Annotated in this window: 20 protein-coding genes; 15 read left to right on the top strand and 5 right to left on the bottom strand. The window is 32.7% G+C overall.

The features are described from left to right. Positions 1 to 12 precede the first annotated feature (12 nt). From MW871_RS00880 to MW871_RS00810, 15 genes are all read left to right on the top strand, one after another. Positions 13 to 1,755, top strand: coding sequence for a TrkH family potassium uptake protein (locus tag MW871_RS00880; protein ID WP_188049224.1), 1,743 nt, complete (start codon positions 13 to 15; stop codon positions 1,753 to 1,755). A 10-nt stretch (positions 1,756 to 1,765) separates the two neighbouring features. Then, the gene (locus MW871_RS00875; RefSeq protein WP_188049223.1) at positions 1,766 to 2,473 is read left to right on the top strand and encodes a potassium channel family protein; all 708 of its coding nucleotides are present in this window, start codon (positions 1,766 to 1,768) and stop codon (positions 2,471 to 2,473) included. A 2-nt stretch (positions 2,474 to 2,475) separates the two neighbouring features. Beyond that, on the top strand, positions 2,476 to 3,132 hold the full coding sequence (locus MW871_RS00870) for a uroporphyrinogen-III synthase (protein ID WP_248427248.1): 657 nt from the start codon (positions 2,476 to 2,478) through the stop codon (positions 3,130 to 3,132). Between the two features lie 66 nt (positions 3,133 to 3,198). Next, complete coding sequence (gene hemE, locus MW871_RS00865) at positions 3,199 to 4,224, top strand: uroporphyrinogen decarboxylase (protein WP_188049221.1); 1,026 nt, start codon at positions 3,199 to 3,201, stop codon at positions 4,222 to 4,224. Positions 4,225 to 4,597: 373 nt separating this feature from the next. Then, positions 4,598 to 5,149, top strand: coding sequence for a transposase (locus tag MW871_RS00860; protein WP_188049220.1), 552 nt, complete (start codon positions 4,598 to 4,600; stop codon positions 5,147 to 5,149). Positions 5,150 to 5,317: 168 nt separating this feature from the next. Continuing rightward, positions 5,318 to 5,698, top strand: coding sequence for a hypothetical protein (locus tag MW871_RS00855; RefSeq protein WP_248427247.1), 381 nt, complete (start codon positions 5,318 to 5,320; stop codon positions 5,696 to 5,698). A 3-nt stretch (positions 5,699 to 5,701) separates the two neighbouring features. Then, entirely contained in the window at positions 5,702 to 6,238 is a 537-nt protein-coding gene (locus MW871_RS00850) for a GNAT family N-acetyltransferase (protein WP_248427246.1), read from the top strand. Beyond that, positions 6,228 to 7,136, top strand: a complete 909-nt coding sequence (gene hemF, locus MW871_RS00845) for an oxygen-dependent coproporphyrinogen oxidase (protein ID WP_248427245.1) — start codon at positions 6,228 to 6,230, stop codon at positions 7,134 to 7,136. The genes MW871_RS00850 and hemF overlap by 11 nt, the downstream gene beginning before the upstream one ends. A gap of 87 nt (positions 7,137 to 7,223) precedes the next feature. Beyond that, positions 7,224 to 7,679, top strand: a complete 456-nt coding sequence (gene tnpA / locus MW871_RS00840) for an IS200/IS605 family transposase (RefSeq protein ID WP_248427244.1) — start codon at positions 7,224 to 7,226, stop codon at positions 7,677 to 7,679. Positions 7,680 to 7,769: 90 nt separating this feature from the next. Further along, entirely contained in the window at positions 7,770 to 8,768 is a 999-nt protein-coding gene (gene hemB, locus MW871_RS00835; RefSeq protein WP_248427243.1) for a porphobilinogen synthase, read from the top strand. A gap of 128 nt (positions 8,769 to 8,896) precedes the next feature. Beyond that, positions 8,897 to 9,283: a c-type cytochrome gene (locus MW871_RS00830; RefSeq protein WP_188049215.1), complete on the top strand. Its 387-nt coding sequence runs from the start codon at positions 8,897 to 8,899 to the stop codon at positions 9,281 to 9,283. Between the two features lie 150 nt (positions 9,284 to 9,433). After that, complete coding sequence (locus tag MW871_RS00825; protein WP_248427242.1) at positions 9,434 to 11,317, top strand: DUF2207 domain-containing protein; 1,884 nt, start codon at positions 9,434 to 9,436, stop codon at positions 11,315 to 11,317. 33 nt (positions 11,318 to 11,350) lie between these two features. Then, positions 11,351 to 11,833 carry a methylated-DNA--[protein]-cysteine S-methyltransferase gene (locus tag MW871_RS00820; protein ID WP_188049213.1) on the top strand — a complete coding sequence of 161 codons (483 nt, stop codon included), beginning with the start codon at positions 11,351 to 11,353 and terminating at the stop codon, positions 11,831 to 11,833. A 77-nt stretch (positions 11,834 to 11,910) separates the two neighbouring features. Beyond that, positions 11,911 to 12,624, top strand: coding sequence for a 3'-5' exonuclease (locus MW871_RS00815; RefSeq protein ID WP_248427241.1), 714 nt, complete (start codon positions 11,911 to 11,913; stop codon positions 12,622 to 12,624). Between the two features lie 53 nt (positions 12,625 to 12,677). Then, positions 12,678 to 14,117, top strand: a complete 1,440-nt coding sequence (locus MW871_RS00810; protein ID WP_248427240.1) for a nucleoside recognition domain-containing protein — start codon at positions 12,678 to 12,680, stop codon at positions 14,115 to 14,117. A 262-nt stretch (positions 14,118 to 14,379) separates the two neighbouring features. Here MW871_RS00810 and MW871_RS00805 read toward each other — a convergent pair whose 3' ends face one another. The 5 genes from MW871_RS00805 to MW871_RS00785 form a co-directional block, all read right to left on the bottom strand. Next, positions 14,380 to 15,039, bottom strand: a complete 660-nt coding sequence (locus tag MW871_RS00805; RefSeq protein ID WP_188049210.1) for a CoA transferase subunit B — start codon at positions 15,037 to 15,039, stop codon at positions 14,380 to 14,382. Positions 15,040 to 15,109: 70 nt separating this feature from the next. Continuing rightward, positions 15,110 to 15,811, bottom strand: coding sequence for a CoA transferase subunit A (locus MW871_RS00800; protein WP_188049209.1), 702 nt, complete (start codon positions 15,809 to 15,811; stop codon positions 15,110 to 15,112). A 62-nt stretch (positions 15,812 to 15,873) separates the two neighbouring features. Beyond that, positions 15,874 to 18,183 carry a penicillin-binding protein 1A gene (locus MW871_RS00795; protein WP_188049208.1) on the bottom strand — a complete coding sequence of 770 codons (2,310 nt, stop codon included), beginning with the start codon at positions 18,181 to 18,183 and terminating at the stop codon, positions 15,874 to 15,876. Positions 18,184 to 18,192: 9 nt separating this feature from the next. Then, the gene (locus tag MW871_RS00790; protein ID WP_248427239.1) at positions 18,193 to 18,672 is read right to left on the bottom strand and encodes a gliding motility lipoprotein GldH; all 480 of its coding nucleotides are present in this window, start codon (positions 18,670 to 18,672) and stop codon (positions 18,193 to 18,195) included. Further along, positions 18,656 to 19,951 (bottom strand): PSP1 domain-containing protein, encoded by a 1,296-nt coding sequence (locus MW871_RS00785; protein ID WP_248427238.1) that lies wholly within the window; start codon positions 19,949 to 19,951, stop codon positions 18,656 to 18,658. The genes MW871_RS00790 and MW871_RS00785 overlap by 17 nt, the downstream gene beginning before the upstream one ends. Positions 19,952 to 20,342 lie beyond the last annotated feature (391 nt).

Below are 20,342 nucleotides of genomic sequence, written 5' to 3'. Positions count from 1 at the left end.
TTTTATTTCAATATGAAGAAAGAATCCTTACTCAATTACTTATATCGCTTTTTTGATATAATTGTATTGCTTTTTATTGTATTCGATTTCGGGTATGATTTTCAGGATAACTATAACACCCCTCATGTTGTAGGATTAATTATTCTTTCGATTGGTTTATTAGGATTTAATGCTTTTAAATACTTTAATTATACGTTCAAAAGCAATAAGAGAGTAGTTTTAATCAATATGATTTTACTCACAGTTCTTTTCTTTGTCTGTGGTGTAATTTGGTTGTTGAACAGTAATTTTTCTACTCCTTATATTTTACAAAAAGTCAAACCAGTTTTAGAAGGAGGTTTGATTTTTTACTTCTTACTCCGGTTAATGGTTTTTGTGCGTCATATTTATGATATCTACTTTAATCCTGCTATCGTTTTTGTGGGTAGTTTTATGATATTAGTTTTAATAGGGGCTTTTTTATTAATACTTCCTAGTGCTACCAACAGCGGAATTACCTTTACCAATGCACTTTTTACAGCAACATCTGCAGTTTGTGTAACGGGATTAACCGTAGTAGACACAGCCGTAGATTTTACTTTAGTAGGACAATCTATAATTATTGTTCTCATTCAATTAGGTGGAATTGGCATTCTTACATTCACTTCTTTTTTTGCTTTTTTTTTTAGAGGAAGTTCTTCTTTTAAGGAAGGCTTAAATACCAGAGATTTTATTGCAAATGAAGGCTTAAAAGATGTTTTTAGAGCGGCGCTAAATGTGGTGATTTTTACTTTGGCAGTAGAGTTGGCAGGAGCTGTATTTATTTATTTTTCGGTTATCGATAATGTTATTATTACCAATAAAATATATTTTTCATTATTTCACTCTATCTCCGCTTTTTGTAATGCTGGATTTTCTACTTTACCCGGTGGAATTTTAAATTCGACTGTTCGTTTTAATTATTACTTGCAGTGGATATTGATGTTAATGATTATTCTAGGAGGATTAGGTCATAATATCGTGTTCAATTCTTTTCATTATTTTAAAACTTACATTTTTGAATTGTTTAATAAAAAGATTATTCACAAAAAAGTGAGAATCATCACGCTAAACACCAGAATCGTAATTTATACCACCTTGCTTTTACTAATAGGAGGTTCTGTTTTTCTGTTCATTTCAGAATACAACCATACTTTATTACAACACAATACTATTTTTGGAAAAATAACAGCAGCAGCTTTTAATGCTGTTTCTCCTAGAACAGCTGGTTTTAGTGCAACTGATTATGCCGAAATGGGTGTTCCATCGTTGCTTTTTATTATTTTTTTAATGTGGATTGGTGGTTCGCCAGCTTCAACAGCAGGTGGAATTAAAACAAGTACCTTTGCCTTAGCCACATTAAATATTGTTGCCGTTGCTAGAGGAAAAAGTAGAATTCAATTGTTTGGTCGTAGAATATCAGCCGATTCTACCTCACGTGCTTTTGCCATTCTATCCATTTCATTATTAACAATTGGACTCTCCATAATGGCGGTATTAATTTTTGAGCCAGAAGGGACATCGATATTAACAGTTGCTTTTGAATGTTTTTCGGCTTATAGCACAGTAGGATCAAGTATCAATTTTACGCCAACAATTACCGAACCCAGTAAATATGTTTTGATCTTAACGATGTTTATTGGTCGTATTGGAATGCTCAACCTTATGGTAGGATTATTGCGTAGATTGAACCATCAGTTCTACGAATATCCAAGAGAAAATATATTAATTAACTAAACTTACTCAGATGAAAATAATCGTATTTGGTTTAGGAAACTTCGGGATGTCGCTGGCAATTAGCCTGACAGAAACTGGAAATGAAGTGATTGGTGTTGACAAAAATATAGAAAAAGTCAATTTAGTAAAGGATAAAATTTCTCATGCAATTGCTATGGATTCTACCAATGAATTATCCTATGAAGCATTGCCCTTAAAAGATGCTGACAAAGTAGTAGTTGCTATTGGAGAAAATGAAGGAGCGGCCATTATTACTACGGCTATTATTAAAAAATTAAGTGATGTAAAGATTATCAGTAGAGCGTTGTCACCGATTCACGATACGGTTCTTGAAGCAATGGGAATTCATAGCATAGTGCATCCAGAACAAGAATCTGCCGATAGACTAACCAAGCAAATTAATTTTAAATCCACTTTAGAAAATTATCAATTAGATGATAATTATACTATTTCTGAAGTAAAAGCCAAACCCGAATTCTATGGTAAAACATTGGCTGCTTTAGATAGTATCGATAAATATCGCTTAACTTTGATTACGATTATTCGCAAACGTGAAAAGAAAAATCTAATAGGAAAAAAATCGATCATAAAAGAGTCAATCGGTCGCCCATCGCCACAAACCGTAATATTAGAAAATGATATTTTAGTCGTTTATGGTTATAATAAAGATATAGAAACCTACTGTTTAGGACAAGAAGAATACCAAATAAGAAGTTAATAATGATTCAGATACTATCTACAAAAATACTTTTGCACGAGCAAAAACAAGCATTAATAAAGGCTAATTTCAATGTTATTGAAGTTGATTTTATTAAAACCCAGAGTCAGCCTTTTCAACTAAGTGAGATAAATGATAATTTAATTTTCACTAGTCAAAATGCGGTTCAAAGTTTCTTATTAGATCCAAAATCTGAGGATTTAAAAACAAAGAATGTCTTTTGTGTGGGATTAAAGACAAAAATTATGCTTTCCGAAAGCGGTTTCAATGTAATAGCCTATACTGGTTATGCCGAAGATCTTGCCGAAATAATCACTTTGATTTATTCAAGTGAAAGCTATACTTTTTTTAGTGGAAACTTAAGAAGAGAGACTTTGCCAAAAGCTTTGAAAGAGGCCAAAATTAAGTTCAATGAAATTCAAGTTTACGAAACTACATTGACACCAGAAAAAATAAAAACACCGGTAGAAGCCATTTTATTCTTTAGCCCTTCTGGAATTGAAAGTTATTTAAAAGAGAATACTATTAAAAATGAAACTTGTTTTTGCATTGGAACAACAACTTGCAGCGCATTAGAAGGAATTACAAAAAATGTAATTGTTGCGCCTCAACCCACAATTGAGGATGTGATTGAAGAAGTAATTGCAGAATATAGATAAATTTTGTTCGTAAGATTAACTTAGGAACAACACAAAATAATGAAAACGCTTTAAGACAATAAAATTATGATTAAGAACGACCTATTTTTAAGAGCACTAAAAGGAGAAACAGTACAACGTCCGCCAGTTTGGATGATGCGCCAGGCAGGAAGGTATTTGCCAGAATTTATTGCACTGCGTGATAAATACGATTTCTTTACTCGTTGTAGAACTCCAGAAATCGCTGCCGAAATTACCGTGCAACCTATTCGTAGAATAGCTCCAGATGCTGCTATTTTATTTTCTGATATTTTGGTTGTGCCACAAGCAATGGGACTTGAAGTGATTATGAAAGAAAATTTTGGTCCTTTTGTACCAAATCCAATTCGTACGATTCAAGATGTAGAACGCGTTATCGTTCCGGATATTCAAGAAACGTTAGGATATGTAATGGACGCGATCAAATTGACTAAGGAAATGTTGAATGATGAGGTTCCATTGATCGGTTTTGCAGGTTCACCGTGGACTATTATGTGTTATGCAGTAGAAGGACAAGGTTCTAAAAGTTTTGATAAAGCAAAAGGATTTTGTTTTCAGTATCCAGAAGCAGCGCATGTTTTATTACAAAAAATCACCGATACCACTATTTTATACCTAAAAGAAAAAGTAAAAGCGGGAGTAAATGCCGTTCAAGTTTTTGACTCTTGGGGTGGAATGTTATCTCCTGTTGATTACCAAGAATTTTCTTGGAAATACATCAACCAAATTGTTGAAGCTTTAGCTGATGACGCACCGGTGATTGTTTTCGGAAAAGGATGTTGGTTCGCTCTTGGCGAAATGGGAAAAAGTAGAGCTTCTGCATTAGGAGTAGACTGGACTTGTTCTCCAAGAAATGCACGTTATTTATCCGGTGGAAACATCACTTTACAAGGTAATTTTGATCCATCACGATTATTGTCTCCAATTCCAGTGATCAAGAAAATGGTACACGAAATGATTGACGAATTCGGTAAAGATAAATATATCGTGAACTTAGGTCACGGAATTTTACCAAATATTCCTGTTGATCACGCAAAAGCGTTTATCGATGCAGTTAAAGAATACAACCAGTAAATCCATTTATCCTACAAGGTTTTTTTTAACCTTGTAGGTATATTTGAATACTATTATTTATAAATCATACCTACAAGGTTTTGTAAACCTTGCAGGAAATTAAAAGTTGAAGTAAGTTAATTAAGTTTTCAATCCTGCAAGGTTTTTTTTAACCTTATAGGTGTCTTTTGAATACTATTATTTATAAATCATACCTACAAGGTTTTGTAAACCTTGCAGGAAATTAAAAGTTGTAGTAAGTTAATTAAGTTAATTAAGTTTTCAATCCTGCAAGGTTTTTTTTAACCTTGTAGGTATACTTGAATACTATCATTTATAAATCATACCTATAAGTTTTTGGAAACTTTGCAGGAAACTTAAAATAATGTGAATAGTGGAGCTAGAAGTTTTAGAAAAAGATAATTATTATCACATTTATAACAGAGGTATAAATGGGGGAATTATTTTTTTTAATGAAGAAAATAAAAATTTCTTTCTAAGACAATTGGGTAAGTATCTCGAGGACAAGATTTCAATATTTGGCTATTGTTTAATGGATAATCATTATCATTTGATAGTTAGATTAAATGATAATGGAAAAGAGGTAACGCAGGCTTTTTCTAATTTTTTTAATTCTTATGCTAAATCAATTAACAAAGAAAATGATAGGACAGGAAGTCTTTTTGAAAAACATTTCAAGAGAATTAGACTGGAAGATGAACAGTATTTAAAGCAATTAATTGTTTACGTACATTTAAACCCAAAGCATCATTTGGATTTAAAGTTTGAAGAGTATAAATACTCTTCATATCAATCCTTTTTATCTCAAAAAGAAACGAAATTAGAAAGAGAAGAGGTTTTGAATTTGTTTGGAGAAATAGAGAATTTCATTTTTTTTCACAATCAAAAAAATGATTTGTTGACTGAAAAATATACTTTTGAATAGATTCTGATTTTCTTTAAGTTTTTTAAAAGGTAACAAATCTAGAATATAAGAATGTTGGATATCCTACAAGGTTTTTTTTAACCTTGTAGGTATTTAAGAGAGGATTGAAGTTTGCAAATTATTCCAATAAGGTTCTAAAACATTGCATAAGAGTAAAATAGTGTAGAAATGCTAAACAAAGGATTAAGAGATAAGGAAAGCCAACGAATAGACAATGTACTAAAGACTTTGCTTTCTTTTGTTTTTGTACCAAAGTTTTGGAATCTTGAAGACACGAGTCTTATGGATGAAAATTTAAAGGATTTCGGATTAACCACGCAGGTTTTGATTGACATGGATCAAAATGAATTAATCGAATTGTTGCGCAAATTGCATTTAGATTTTATTCAGCAAGAACAATTTGCCGATTTTTTAATTACTTTTTCAAAAGACAATCCGTTTGAATTAACATCAAAAGCAATTGCCATTTACGAGCAAGTTCAATCGGAGAGTAAAACCTTTTCGTTTGGAATTTTTAATAAAATAGCTTTGGCAAAAGCCAATTTGTAACCAATGATAATTACAGAAAACTTCTTACTTGATACCTTAAAACAAGTTGATGCCGTTCAGCTGTATCAGTTTATGATTGAAAATAAAGAAAGACTGGAAGTTTTCTTTCCGGTTACGCTTTCGAGTAATGCAACACTTGAAAAGACAAAACAATACATTGAAATAAAAAACAGTGAAATTCAAGCGAGAACTAATTTCACTTTTGCTATTAGAGCAGTAGATACTGGAATGATCGTAGGTTTGATTATTATTAAAAAGATAGATTGGATAAACAGAGTGGGCGAATTAGCCTACTGTATTGGAGGTAATCTGGCAGGAAAACGATTGACAACTAAAGCGGTTCAAGTAATTTCTAATTATGCTTTTGAGGAATTAAACTTGAAAACACTTCAGATTATCGCCCATAAAACAAATTTAGGAAGTGTAAAAGTGGCTTTAAACAATGGTTTTATTTGGCAGAAAATATTAAAAAATGAGTTTACTCCAATCAATGAAACTCCATTAGACATGGAATTATACGAATTGACAAATGAAAAATAAATTTTACGCATACATACAAAACTTGCAAGATCAAATCGTAGCAGGTTTAGAAGCAGTGGATGGTGAAGCTAAATTTAGAGAAGATGTTTGGGAACGACCAGAAGGCGGTGGAGGAAGAACTCGTGTAATAGAAAACGGAAACGTTTTTGAAAAAGGCGGAGTTAATATTTCTGCGGTTCATGGAAAATTACCGGATAGTATGCAAAAACTTTTTAATGTAGGTGAAGCCGATTTTTTTGCTTGCGGATTAAGCTTAGTGATTCATCCCAAAAGTCCAATTGTACCAACAGTTCACGCAAACTGGCGCTATTTCGAAATGTACGATGATGCTGGAAATGTAATCAACAGTTGGTTTGGTGGCGGACAAGATCTTACGCCTTATTACTTATTTGAAGAAGATGCAACGCATTTTCATCAGACTTGTAAAACGGCTTGCGATAGACACAATCCAGATTTTTATCCAAAATATAAAAAGCAATGTGATGCTTATTTCTGGAATGCACACCGTTTTGAAGCGCGCGGAATTGGAGGCTTATTTTTTGATTACTGCAAAGAGACAGAGGAAATGATAATGGAAGATTGGTTCAACTTTGTTTCAGAAGTGGGGAATAGTTTTCTAGAAGCTTATGTTCCAATTGTAGAAAAAAGAAAAAATTTGCCGTATTCAGCTGCTCAGAAAACTTGGCAAGAAATTCGTCGTGGTCGTTATGTAGAGTTCAATTTAGTACACGATAAAGGCACTTTATTTGGTTTGAAAACCAACGGAAGAATCGAGAGTATCTTGATGAGTTTGCCACCGCATGTGCAATGGGTTTACGATCATCATCCAGAACCAGGAAGCGAAGAAGAAAAATTAATACAAGTATTAGAAAATCCAAAAGAGTGGATAGCTCTGTAAGAGCGACATAACTATAGAAGAAAGTGATTTGAATTCAGGAAGCTCCATAGGAGCGTTATATTTATAATAATTGAATTTATAGTAATAATGGCAAATACATATTCACAATTATATATTCAAATTGTATTTGCTGTCAAAGGCAGACAAAATTTGATCTCCAACAAATGGAAAGACGAGTTGTTTAAATATATAACAGGAATTGTTACTAATGAAGGTCAAAAGTTAATTGTTATTAATGGAATGCCCGACCATATTCATATTTTAATTGGATTAAAGCCTAACAAAGCTTTGTCTGATTTGGTTAGAGATATAAAAGCTAATTCATCACGATTTATTAACGAAAAAAAATGGATAAATCGTAAATTTGAATGGCAAACTGGGTTTGGAGCATTTTCATACAGCCATTCGCAATTAACTAACGTTATCAATTATATTCAAAATCAAGAACAAAATCACAAGACAAAAACATTTAAAGAAGAATATATTGATTTTTTAAAAGCATTTGAAATAGAATACAGAGACGAATATATTTTTAAAGAATAAAAAATTACTGAAAAGATGCCGCTCCTATGGAGCTCATAAGAAACACCAATATAAATATATCGCTCCTATGGAGCTAAATCATAAATAATTATGTTCCCATTACAAAGAGGTAGAAGATTACGCGTCAACGAATCCATTCGTTCTTTAATTCGCGAAACCACATTAAGTCCAAGTGATTTTATGTTTCCAATGTTCATCGCAGAAGGTGAAAATTACAAAGTAGAAATTTCGTCAATGCCTGGAATTTTTCGTCGTTCCGTAGACTTAACGGTGTTAGAAGTTAAAGAATTATTCGATTTAGGAATTCGTGCGGTAAACATCTACGTAAAAGTGGATGAAAGCTTAAAAGACAATACTGGTAAAGAAGCATGGAATCCCGATGGATTAATGCAACGTGCCATCAAAGAAATTAAAGCCGCTTGTCCGGAAATGATTGTGATGCCCGATGTGGCATTAGATCCCTATTCTATTTATGGACATGATGGAATCATTGCCAATGGTGATATTGAAAATGACTCCACTAATGAAGCATTAGTAAAAATGGCTGTTTCTCATGCACAAGCTGGAGCTGATTTTGTGGCTCCATCAGATATGATGGACGGACGTGTATTGCGTTTGCGTCAAGGATTGGATGCTGCAGGATTTCAAAATGTAGGGATCATGAGTTATTCTGCTAAATATGCTTCGGCATTTTACGGACCATTTAGAGACGCTTTAGACAGTGCGCCACGCGAATCTGACGTAGTTGTTCCAAAAGACAAAAAAACGTATCAAATGGACTATTCAAACCGTTTAGAAGCGATAAAAGAAGCCTTGTGGGACGTTGAAGAAGGTGCTGATATGGTTATGGTAAAACCAGGAATTGCTTATTTAGATATCGTGCGAGAAGTTAAGAATGCCGTAAATGTACCAGTTACTGTTTTTCATGTTTCGGGTGAATATGCGATGATCAAAGCAGCAGCTGAAAGAGGTTGGTTGGATCATGACAAAATTATGATGGAGCAATTAATGTGTATTAAAAGAGCAGGAGCAAGTTTAATTTCGACATATTTTGCTAAAGAAGCTGCTATACTTTTAAAAAAGGAATAAGGTCAAAGATTTCAAATTAAGGTATTTGTGAATATTTTTAGTATATTTGATATAGAGTCAAATACAGACAATCTTTTATTGATTGGTACCTACTTGAATTTTAAATAACTGTAATTAAATAAATCATTATGAAAAATACCTTATTGTTATTTGCTGTTTTAGCTTTCGCCTCTTGCAAAAAAGAAGAAGAAAAAAAAGAACCTTTGTATCCCGTTAAAACCGAAGAAGTTGTTCAAACTCCAGCGGATTTAGGAGCAGAAATTTTTAAAGGAAAAGGGAATTGCGTTACTTGTCATTTAATGGATAAGAAATTAGTTGGACCAAGTCTTAAAGATATAGCACAGATTTACAAAGATAAAAATGCAAATATGGTAACCTTTTTAAAAGGAGAAGGAGAGCCAATTGTAGATCCTAGTCAATACGAAGTGATGAAAGCTAATTTTACCATTACAAAAGCGATGTCTGATGAAGAATTAGCTGGACTGGAAGCTTATGTGTATTCAAGTTTAAAGTAATTTTAGTTGCTAATAAAAATTTAGAAATAAAAGCAAACCACAAGAATTAGAAATTCTTGTGGTTTTTTTTGTTTTCTTTACAATCAATCTTTCTGTTTTAGAAGTTTTTTAAAACTATTCTAACCATTGAGTTCTAAATTACTTTTTATAATGAAGCCATTCCAAATTATATTTTTCATTAGCTTTTTTTTCTGTTCTTTTTATAAAACCTATGGGCAAGAAGAATCATTAACCTTAGAAGTGGAAAATGAAATCGAAAAAATAAGTCAATTTCACGCAGATATTTTAGTTCAAGAAAATGGTAATATAATAGTAACTGAGACCATAAAGGTAGTTGCTGCAAACCTGCAGGTTGATCATGGTATATTTAGAGAACTTCCTATGAAGAACTACTCCTCTAAAGTTTCTAGAAATAATTTTTATACAGTTATAAATATCTCCAAAAATGGTTCAAAAGAGCCTTTTCATACCCTTGTAAATGATGAAAAATTTATTATTTATATAGGTGATAAGGATGTTTCTCTAAAGGAAGGAGTATATACCTACACAATAACGTATGCGGTAGAGGCACAAATTCATTCCTATACTGATTTTGATGAGGTTTATTGGAATGTTACTGGAAACTTTTGGCATTTTAACATAAGTGCTATTTCTGCAACAGTAATTTTGCCTAAAACTGCTACTGTTCTTCAAACGCATTGTTATACAGGAATTCTTGGTTCTACCGATAGTGATTGTAATTCAGAGATAAAGAATAACTCGGTTTCTTTTAAATCTAAAGACTTAAAAGAGGGAGAAGGTTTTACTATTGCAGTAGGATTTCCAAAAGGAATTGTTCATCAATCTGCATTTTTGCCGCATTTTAAAATGGAAGAATTTTTATCGCCACAAAAAATAGCTACAGGACTATTTGCTGTTGTAATTTGTTTCTTGTTTTATTATTTTTCTTGGAAAACTTATGGTCAAGATGCTTTATATCCTGATAAGAATGAAGAAATTGATTTGAAGAGCAAATATTCTGCTACAATTTTACAATACATTAAAGAAAGATGCTCAAATAGTACAACGCTTTTAACAACAATAATTAGTCTTTCTATCAAAGGAGTAATTCAAATTCAGAGTAATGGAAAAGAAAACTGGCAAGATGGTTTTGAATATTTTTTAAAGAAAAAAACAGCCTTAGCTGCTATCACACCAGAGGAAAATAGTGTTCTCGAAAATATTTTTAAAGAAAATGAGACTTTCGTTATAAATTCTAAAAGTTATTTGACTTTTGATGTTGCAGAAAAAGAGTTGGAAGAGTCATTAAAGAGCCAAATTAATTTAAAGAATTACTTTCAATTTAACGGAGAACAAATTGTATTGGGTTTTATCATTACAACAATCACTCTTTTTGGATATTGTTATTATGTAAAGAATACAATTTTGGGTTGGCCAATTTTTGGATTTATTTGTTTGGTTTTAAGTTTTATATCTATAAAGGAATTTCTAAAATTAATAACAAAAAAGGAATTTAGAACTGCTTTAGTTGTTGCTTTTTTTGCTATTTTTCCAACCGTATTTTGCTATGCCTCATTCTTTGCTTACAATGTAGACAAAGATTATTCAATTTTAAACGCCTTGGTTCTTTTTTTGATCATAACCGGTTTTAGTATTTATTTGCGTTTAATTACACGGTACACCCCTTTGGGAATTAAAATGCAACATGAGACAGAAAATTTAAAAAATGAACTTTTAAATTTCGATGTAATTTCAACTTTAGACGTTATAAATAGTTATGAAGAAAACCTTCCTTATGCATTTGCTTTAGGGATACAAGAAGAATGGAATCAAAAATTTAATCTCGTTCTAAAAAAATTAAAATACAATTGTAATTGGTTAAAGAATCCAAATGCTAATGGTATGTATTCTACCAGTTTATTAGTTAATTTTCATCACACTTATAATGCAACAGCTACAAGTTCAAGCAGTGGAAGTTCTGGAGGAGGAAGTTCTGGAGGCGGAGGCGGAGGCGGCGGAGGCGGTGGATGGTAAGAATGTTGTAATGTATTAATATTGTTTTTTTTTATGAATCAAACCACCTATATAAAAACTCCATTGGGAATTGCAGAAATAATAGGAGATGAAAACGGAGTTTCCTCTATTTCTGTTCAAGATCAAGGAACGATTTCAGTTACGATTCCAAGTGAATTGCAAAATGCTGTAAATCAATTAAACGAATATTTTGAGGGAATTAGAACTGATTTTGATTTTAAATTAAATCCAAAAGGAACCGATTTTCAACAAAAAGTCTGGAAAGGATTGTTGCAGATTCCTTATGGTAAAACGAGAACCTATTTAGAACAGTCAAAAATTTTGGGTGATGTTAAAGCTATTCGTGCTGTGGCTTCTGCCAATGGAAAAAATCCGCTTTGGATTGTCGTTCCCTGTCACCGAGTTATTGGATCTGATGGTTCCTTAACGGGATATGCCGGTGGTTTGTGGCGCAAAAAATGGTTGTTAGAACACGAAAATCCAACTAATCAACAAAGCCTTTTCGATCAAATGTAATATTTTATTCACTTATCAGTATTTTTACTTGTTTTAGTTTATGAAAATTTGTGTAATTTGTGGTCAAATATGAAAAGATGATTGAAAAAATAAACCTCAATAATATTCTATTTCTTGACATCGAAACGGTTCCCGAAGCCGAAGATTTTAATGGTTTGGATTCTGAAATGAAAGAGCTGTGGGAACAGAAAACGCAATACCAGAGAAAAGATGAATTTACAGCCGAAGATTTTTATGACCGAGCTGGAATTTGGGCTGAGTTTGGTAAAATTGTTTGTATTTCGGTGGGTTATTTTACCATCAAAGGAGATATTCGTAATTTTAGAGTGACTTCTTTCTTTGGTGATGAAAAGAAATTATTATTAGATTTTAACAATTTGCTTAACAATCACTTCAATCAACCCCAACACGTTTTATGCGGTCATAATGCCAAAGAGTTTGATATTCCTTTTTTGGCACGTCGCATGATCATCAATCAAATTGCCATTCCGAATAAGTTGAATCTATTTGGAAAAAAACCTTGGGAAATTCCACATTTAGATACCTTAGAATTGTGGAAATTTGGTGATTATAAACATTATACTTCCCTTAAATTGCTAACTAAAATTCTAGGAATTCCTTCTCCAAAAGGGGATATCGATGGGAGTCAAGTAGGTCATGTTTTCTATGTGGATAAAGATATTGATCGAATTGTAACCTATTGCGAAAAAGACACTATTGCGGTAGCACAAGTTTTCTTAAGATTACGACGCGAGGATTTGCTTATCGACGAAGAAATTATTCATGTTTAAAAGCTATGCAGCCAATTGTTATTGATTGATTACATTTACAAAAATTATAGATTATGGTATTGAGTAGATTTTGGTTGGTTATATTTATTTCATCAATTATTTTTGTTGTTTTTAGTTTATTTATCGGAAATACTTATACTATTGATTATGTTTTGAATGGCAAAAAAGATGATCCAATTCTAGTATCTGAAAAGTACATAGAACAACTTCCTGCTTTCATCAAAGACAGTATCATGAATGCACCAGATCAAACCTTGATCGTAGATGTCGATACGAACAACGCAGATACCACTTATGTTTTTAAAAATAAAACCGTAAAAATTTATAGCGGTGTTCAGAAATCCGATGGATTATTGCCAACCTGTAAAAGTACTTTACTCGATTTAATTATTCCATTGATTGCTTATTTAGCCTTTTTCTGCGGATTGATGGAACTATTAATTATTTCAGGTGCCTCCGGAAAATTAGCCAAAGCTTTGAGTCCCGTTTTTGTAAAAGTGTTTCCGAGTATTCCTAAAAACCATCCTTCTATATCATATATGACGCTGAACTTTGCTGCCAATTTCTTAGGCTTAGATTCTGCTGCAACTCCATTTGGATTAAAGGCAATGGAAAGTTTGCAAGAGATAAACCCTGATAAGGACAAAGCGAGTGATGCCCAAATTATGTTCATGTGTTTGCATGCCTCTGGACTTACTTTGATAGCAACTTCAATTATTGGATATCGTGCTGCTGCAAATGCTAGTAATCCTGCTGATGTTATGTTACCTTGTATTATTACTTCTTTTATTGGTACAATCGCTGCTTTTTTACTGGTAGGAATTAAGCAAAAAATTAATTTCAAAAGTGCTTCTTTGGTTGCGGTTTTAATGGCTTTGATCGCTGGAATCGTTGGTTTATTAATGTATGTAAGCCACTTAGATTTAGTTGGAAAAAATTATTTCACTTCTAATCTTTCCGCTTTAATTTTAGTGGGTATTATTGCTTTTACTTTAATTTTTTCATTTATCAATGAGAAAAAGTTTGCTGAAGCCGATACTACGGTTTATGACGCTTTTGTAGTAGGAGCTAATAATGGTGTGAAAACTGGAGTTACTATTTTTCCTTATGTTTTAGGGATGTTAGTTGCTATTTCGTTATTTAGAAACAGTGGTTTGTTTGAAATTATTAGTGATGGTATTGCTTTTTTCTTTTCGAATATGGGAGTAAATAAACAGATTACAGATGCTTTGCCAGTTGCTCTATTGCGTCCGTTTAGTTCTGCTGGTTCAAGAGGTTTTTTGATCGATTCTATGAATACATTTGGAGCAGATTCCTTAACAGCTAGGTTAAGTAGTATTTTTCAGTGTAGTGCCGAAAGTACCTTTTATGTAATTGCAGTCTATTTTGGTTCAGTAAACATCAAAAATACACGTTATGCTTTAGGAACAATGCTTCTAGTAGATGTGATTTGTGTGATTACTGCCATTTTTGTAGCTACTTGGTTTTTTTAAAATCTTAATATGCGTTTGTTTAATAAACTGATAACTCATTTTGTTGGTAATGGCTTTAAATGGATTTATTATATGGGTAGCAAATCTATGGATGAGGTGATCAAAGAGGATAATTCTACCTTAGGCTTTATAGTTATCATTATTTTGATCTTTATAACACTTGGCTTAAAAAAATAAGTTTACAACTTAATTATTGATATAAAAAAAGAGTCGGAATTTCTAATAAAGAAATTCCGACTCTTTTAATTTTAATGAGTTTTATTTAATCGATAATCATTTCCGGAATTTCACCTTCAATAATTAATTCTGCTTCAGTAGAAGCTATAATGTGTTCTACAGAAACACCTGGCGCGCGTTCTAAGAGCTTAAATCCTTTTGGAGTAACTTCTAGAACTGCTAACTCAGTTACTACTTTTTTAACGCAACCCACGCCGGTTAATGGCAAAGTACATCTTTTAAGTATTTTTGATTCGCCCGCTTTATTTACGTGCATCATGGCAACAATAATATTTTCGGCAGAAGCTACTAAATCCATTGCGCCACCCATTCCTTTTACCATTTTCCCTGGGATTTTCCAGTTGGCAATATCTCCATTTTCAGCTACTTCCATGGCGCCAAGAATAGTTAAATCTACTTTTTGGCTACGAATCATTCCAAAACTAAAAGCGGAATCAAAAAAACTTGCTCCAGGCAAAGTGGTGATCGTTTGTTTACCAGCATTGATAATGTCAGCATCTTCTTCGCCTTCAAAAGGGAATGGTCCCATTCCTAAAACACCATTTTCACTTTGAAACTCAACGTTTATTCCTTCAGGAACATAATTAGCTACAAGCGTAGGAATTCCGATTCCTAAGTTCACGTAATAACGATCTTTAACTTCTTTTGCTATTCTTTTTGCAATATCTATTTTATCTAAAGCCATGTTTTTGATGTGTAATTAGTGAATTTGAAAATTAGATAATTGATTTTTATTATCTAATTCACTCCTTTTCTTATTTTCTAATTCTTACGGTACGTTGCTCAATTCTTTTTTCGAATTTTTCACCTTTAAAGATACGTTGAACTAAAATTCCAGGAATGTGTATTTCATTAGGATCTAATGAACCAACCGGTAATAATTCTTCTACTTCGGCAATAGTAATCTTACCCGCACCAGCCATACAAGAATTAAAATTTCTAGCTGTTCCTTTAAAAATAAGATTTCCAGCTTCGTCACCTTTCCAAGCTTTTACAATAGCAAAATCAGCTTTGAAAGCCATTTCCATTACGTGCATTTTTCCGTTGAATTCGCGTGTTTCTTTTCCCTCGGCTACTTCTGTTCCAAAACCTGCAGGAGTAAAAAAAGCGGGGATTCCAGCTTGGGCAGCACGACATTTTTCGGCTAAAGTTCCTTGTGGAGTTAATTCGACATCCAATTCTCCAGAAAGCATCTGACGTTCAAACTCAGCATTTTCTCCTACATATGAAGAAATCATCTTTTTTATTTGACGCTTGTGCAAAAGCAATCCAAGTCCAAAATCATCAACACCTGCATTGTTTGAAATACATGTTAACTCGCTTGTTTCTTTTTTTACTAATTCAGCGATACTATTTTCTGGAATACCACACAATCCGAAACCGCCTAACATTATAGTCATTCCGTTTTCAATTCCTTGAAGTGCTTCCTGAACGTTATTTACTTTTTTATTGATCATAAGATAAATTGCTATATATTTTGTTCTAATTAAAAATAAGCTACTTGCTTTTAGCTAAAACGTTATAATTCAAATTCGTTAGTATCGTGTTCAACATCAGTTGAATCTACTTCTTTTTTAGCGGTATAGCAATCTACTTTAATAGATAGATTTGCTGGTCTTTCAAAAGCTGCTTTAGAAACTTTTAGCTCAGGGTCAGCATAACACAATTTCATAAAATAGCCCCAAACGGGTAATGCTGCTGTTGCACCTTGTCCGTAAGTGATGCTTTTAAAACGGGCAGAACGATCTTCACAACCTACCCAAACTCCTGTTACTAGATTGGGTACCATTCCCATAAACCAACCATCAGATTGATTTTGCGTGGTTCCTGTTTTCCCGGCAATAGGGTTTTTAAATTGGTAAGGATATCCTGTCCAACGATTGTCACCACTTCCGCCACCAGTAGTACGCAAGCGATCTCCAGATCCACCTTCTGTAACACCTTCTAATAATTTGATAACTGCATAAGCAATATCTTTATTTAAAACATCATGTGATTCTGGTATTGGCTCGTAGATGATAACGCCACTTTTATCCTCAATTTTAGATATAAATTGTGGTTTCATATACACTCCTTGATTAGCAAAAGTACTGTATGCAGCAACCATATCTTCAACTGTTATCTCAACGGCTCCAAGCGCAATGGATGGTTGTAAAGGTATTTCAGATTTTACTCCTAATTTGTGTGTCAAATCTACAACTGCTTCTGGACCTACTTTATCCATTAATTTTGCTGATACTGTATTGATAGAGTTGGCCAAACCTCTTTTTAAAGTTACCATTCCGCGGTACCTGTTGTCTGAATTTCTTGGTTCCCAATCCTCAGTGACGTGATGGCGTCCTTTGCGAATAATAAATGGACCATCAATGATTGAGTCGCAAGGGGACATGTTCAATTGTTCAATTGCAGTAGCGTAAACAAAGGGTTTAAAAGTAGAACCTACTTGTCTTGCCCCTTGACCTACGTGATCGTATTGAAAATATTTATAATTAATACCACCCACCCAAGCTTTTATATTACCAGTTTGAGGTTCCATTGCCATTAGTCCAGATTGAAGAAAATGTTTGTAATAACGAATAGAATCTAATGGTGTCATGATTGTATCTCTTTCCCCTTTCCAAGAAAAGACGGTCATTTTCGTTTTTTCACTAAAAGATTTTATTATTTCTTCCTCGCTTTTATCCATAGACTTCATTACTGCCCATCTATTGGATGATTTCATGGCTTGATTTAGTATTTTTTGGGTCTCTGCAGCAGAGATATTAACAAAAGGAGCGTTTTTGTTATCCTTTGATTGTTTAAAAAATTCTTGTTGTAGGTTTGCCATATGCGCAGAGACAGCTTCTTCTGCATGCAATTGCATTCTAGAATCTATTGTAGTATATATTTTTAATCCATCTTTGTAGATGTCATAGTCAGAACCATCTGATTTTTTATTCTTTTCGGTCCATTTCTTCATGTAATCTCTTAGATATTCTCTAAAATAAGTAGCGGTTCCGTCTTTATGTGTTTCTAATTTAAAGTTTAATTTAATGGGTAAACTTTGTAATTTTTCTTTTTGAGCTTCAGTAATGATATCTCCTTTTTCCATTTGCAAAAGCACCACGTTTCTACGATTTTTTACCCCTTGTGGATTGCGTATTGGGTTGTAAAGACCAGAATTTTTAAACATTCCCACCAATATAGCCGATTCGTCAATTGTTAAGTCTTTAGGCTCTTTTGAAAAATAGGTTTTGGCTGCGGAGCTAACACCTACAGAATTATTTCCAAAATCATATACGTTACAATACATGGCAATAATTTCATTTTTTGTGTATTGTCTCTCTAATCGGATGGCAATAATCCACTCTTTTATTTTTTGGACAATTCTAAAAGGTAAAAATTTAGAACCTTCTCCATGAAACAATTGTTTGGCAAGTTGTTGAGTCAATGTACTCGCTCCACCGCTTGTTCCTAAACTAGAAATAGCTCTCAAAGTTCCTCTTCCATCAATTCCGGAATGGTCATAAAAACGAGCATCTTCAGTTGCTACTAGAGCTTGAACTAGGTTTTTAGGTAGGTCAGAATATTTTAACTGGGATCTGTTTTTTTGAAAATATTTACCAATCACTACGCCATCGGATGAGATTATCTCGGTGGCCAAATTAGAGTCTGGATTTTCTAAATCTTCAAAGGAAGGCATAGATCCAAAAATTCCCCAAGAAGCAAATAAGAAAAACAAAGCGACGCTTCCTAATCCTATGAAAAATATTTTCCAAAATTGCTTTTGATAGTACGCAATGTCTTTTACATTACCTTTTGCTGAGTTACTGCTTTTTTTGATAGCCATAATACTATATTATTCTTTTTTTTCAATTCTAAAACCAACTTCTGTAATTCCATCTAAATCCTTAACACCTGGAACTTTTCCGTTCTCTCTAACCGCTTGTTTGATGTGTACTTTGTATTTGGAACGAAACCTTACATTTTCTTTATAAAAAAGTTTACTTTCTTTAATATCAGAAAAACCGTTACCCAATAATGTTCCGTCAGGATCAGCCATTTCGTATTCTAAAGTATCTACTTTTGTAAAACCATTGGGTAATTCTAAAGATACAATTAGAAATAAATTGTTGAACTTATAGTCATTGTTTGCTCTTAAATTAACAAATAAATTATATCTTTTTGTTGAATCTAATTCTGGTAAATTAAAAGTTACAATACTGTCCTTATCCCATGAATTTCCAACAGATTTGTATTCATCATAGACTCTTTTTTTATCACATGAAAAAAGGAGAATGGAACCCAAAAGAATTAAAGCGCTATTTTTTATCCACATTTTTAGTAATAATTATAGGTTTTCTTGGCTCTGCTGGTTTTTTTTCTGCAGAAGCAGGAGCAGGTCGGTTATTGTTTGCGGGTTTGTTATTGTTTGGTTTTGTATTGTTTGCCGGTTTTTTGTTATTAGCTACAATAGCATTTTCACCTACAACTTTGCGTTTTTTATTGGGTTTTTTCTTTGCTTTAGGTTGGTCAAAACGCGTTAAACTTTCTTGGCCCATAGCATTGTTGAAATTTTTCTCCACCTCAACAACTATTTCAATTGCAAAATCCTCTAATGAAGAAACTTTATTTTTTAATTTGTTTTCAGCAACTATTTCTTTGACTTGGTCTATTTTTAAAACATGCCAATTAGCAAAATTATTAGTGTAAGCAAACCACATTAAACCCTTGAAAATATCTTGTTTTTGACAAATAGCATCGCCTTTTTCTGTAACAAGTCTAGTTTCAAAATCTGGAAAATCTTTCAATGCGTCCATATAAGTATCTAACTCATAATTTAAACAACATTTTAATTTTCCGCATTGACCCGCTAATTTTTGTGGGTTTAATGATAATTGTTGGTAACGCGCTGCAGAGGTATTTACACTTCTAAAATCGGTTAACCAAGTAGAGCAACACAATTCTCTTCCACAAGAACCAATTCCTCCTAAACGAGCTGCTTCCTGACGAAAACCTACTTGTTTCATTTCTATTCTAGTGCTGAATTCTTTAGCAAAATCTTTAATTAATGCTCTAAAATCAATTCGATCATTAGCGGTGTAATAAAAAGTAGCTTTTGATCCATCTCCTTGAAATTCAATATCTGAGATTTTCATTTCTAATTTTTGAGCAATCGCCAATTCACGAGCTCTCACCTTCATCGGTTCTTCTTTATCACGCGCAACGGACCAAATGTCAATGTCTTTTTGTGATGCTTTTCTGTATATTTTAGGAACATCATTACTTAAATGATTAACTCCTTTTTTCTTCATTTGAATTTTTACTAATTCGCCTGTCAAGGTTACAATTCCTATGTCATGTCCTGGCGAAGCAACTGTGGCAACAATATCGCCAATACTCAACGTTAATTTCTCTGTATTGCGATAAAATTCTTTTCTTCCATTTTTAAAACGTACTTCAACACAGTCAAAAGGAGCCTCTCCGTTAGGTAAACTCATATTAGAAAGCCAATCGAAAACAGTTAATTTATTGCAGCTGTCGGTGCCGCAAGTCCCATTATTTTTACAACCCTTTGGTGCACCACCATCAGAAGTTGAACAACTTGTACATGCCATAATTTTATATATAGTGTTGTGACTGGCACAACTTAAGTTCTTAAAACGATTAATGTGTAAAGATAGTATTTTTTGATTAAAAGTAGAATCACTTATTTTGATGACTCTATTTGTTGTATTTAATTTTTCTAGTGCAATCTTAAACCACTATTTAAAAAGTATTTACATTTTTGATTTGTTAATCAACATCACTTTTACCAATCCATAAATACTCAAATTATATTATTTTTCGTTCATTTTCTTTTTTTTAACAAACTAATTCCTAATTTTGTTTTCTAAATAAATTCTTAATAATTTTATTTAACACGACAAATATCAATTAATTAGGCTTTGTACTGATTATAGGTATTTCTTACAATTCATATTTTAAAAAGTGTAGTCCAGAAAACAC

It is taken from the genome of Flavobacterium pygoscelis (genome assembly GCF_023162025.1).
GTDB lineage: Bacteria > Bacteroidota > Bacteroidia > Flavobacteriales > Flavobacteriaceae > Flavobacterium > Flavobacterium pygoscelis.
This window is presented reverse-complemented; position numbering and strand designations above follow the sequence as displayed.

Coding starts and splice junctions, on each gene's coding strand:
- MW871_RS00785 (WP_248427238.1), bottom strand. CDS start 19,951: ATGGCATGTACAAGTTGTTCAACTTCTGATGGTGGTGCACCAAAGGGT.
- MW871_RS00820 (WP_188049213.1), top strand. CDS start 11,351: ATGAATCAAACCACCTATATAAAAACTCCATTGGGAATTGCAGAAATA.
- MW871_RS00805 (WP_188049210.1), bottom strand. CDS start 15,039: ATGGCTTTAGATAAAATAGATATTGCAAAAAGAATAGCAAAAGAAGTT.
- MW871_RS00810 (WP_248427240.1), top strand. CDS start 12,678: ATGGTATTGAGTAGATTTTGGTTGGTTATATTTATTTCATCAATTATT.
- hemE (WP_188049221.1), top strand. CDS start 3,199: ATGATTAAGAACGACCTATTTTTAAGAGCACTAAAAGGAGAAACAGTA.
- MW871_RS00815 (WP_248427241.1), top strand. CDS start 11,911: ATGATTGAAAAAATAAACCTCAATAATATTCTATTTCTTGACATCGAA.
- tnpA (WP_248427244.1), top strand. CDS start 7,224: ATGGCAAATACATATTCACAATTATATATTCAAATTGTATTTGCTGTC.
- MW871_RS00795 (WP_188049208.1), bottom strand. CDS start 18,183: ATGGCTATCAAAAAAAGCAGTAACTCAGCAAAAGGTAATGTAAAAGAC.
- MW871_RS00870 (WP_248427248.1), top strand. CDS start 2,476: ATGATTCAGATACTATCTACAAAAATACTTTTGCACGAGCAAAAACAA.
- MW871_RS00880 (WP_188049224.1), top strand. CDS start 13: ATGAAGAAAGAATCCTTACTCAATTACTTATATCGCTTTTTTGATATA.
- MW871_RS00825 (WP_248427242.1), top strand. CDS start 9,434: ATGAAGCCATTCCAAATTATATTTTTCATTAGCTTTTTTTTCTGTTCT.
- MW871_RS00800 (WP_188049209.1), bottom strand. CDS start 15,811: ATGATCAATAAAAAAGTAAATAACGTTCAGGAAGCACTTCAAGGAATT.
- MW871_RS00875 (WP_188049223.1), top strand. CDS start 1,766: ATGAAAATAATCGTATTTGGTTTAGGAAACTTCGGGATGTCGCTGGCA.
- hemF (WP_248427245.1), top strand. CDS start 6,228: ATGAAAAATAAATTTTACGCATACATACAAAACTTGCAAGATCAAATC.
- MW871_RS00790 (WP_248427239.1), bottom strand. CDS start 18,672: ATGTGGATAAAAAATAGCGCTTTAATTCTTTTGGGTTCCATTCTCCTT.
- MW871_RS00850 (WP_248427246.1), top strand. CDS start 5,702: ATGATAATTACAGAAAACTTCTTACTTGATACCTTAAAACAAGTTGAT.
- MW871_RS00855 (WP_248427247.1), top strand. CDS start 5,318: ATGCTAAACAAAGGATTAAGAGATAAGGAAAGCCAACGAATAGACAAT.
- MW871_RS00830 (WP_188049215.1), top strand. CDS start 8,897: ATGAAAAATACCTTATTGTTATTTGCTGTTTTAGCTTTCGCCTCTTGC.
- hemB (WP_248427243.1), top strand. CDS start 7,770: ATGTTCCCATTACAAAGAGGTAGAAGATTACGCGTCAACGAATCCATT.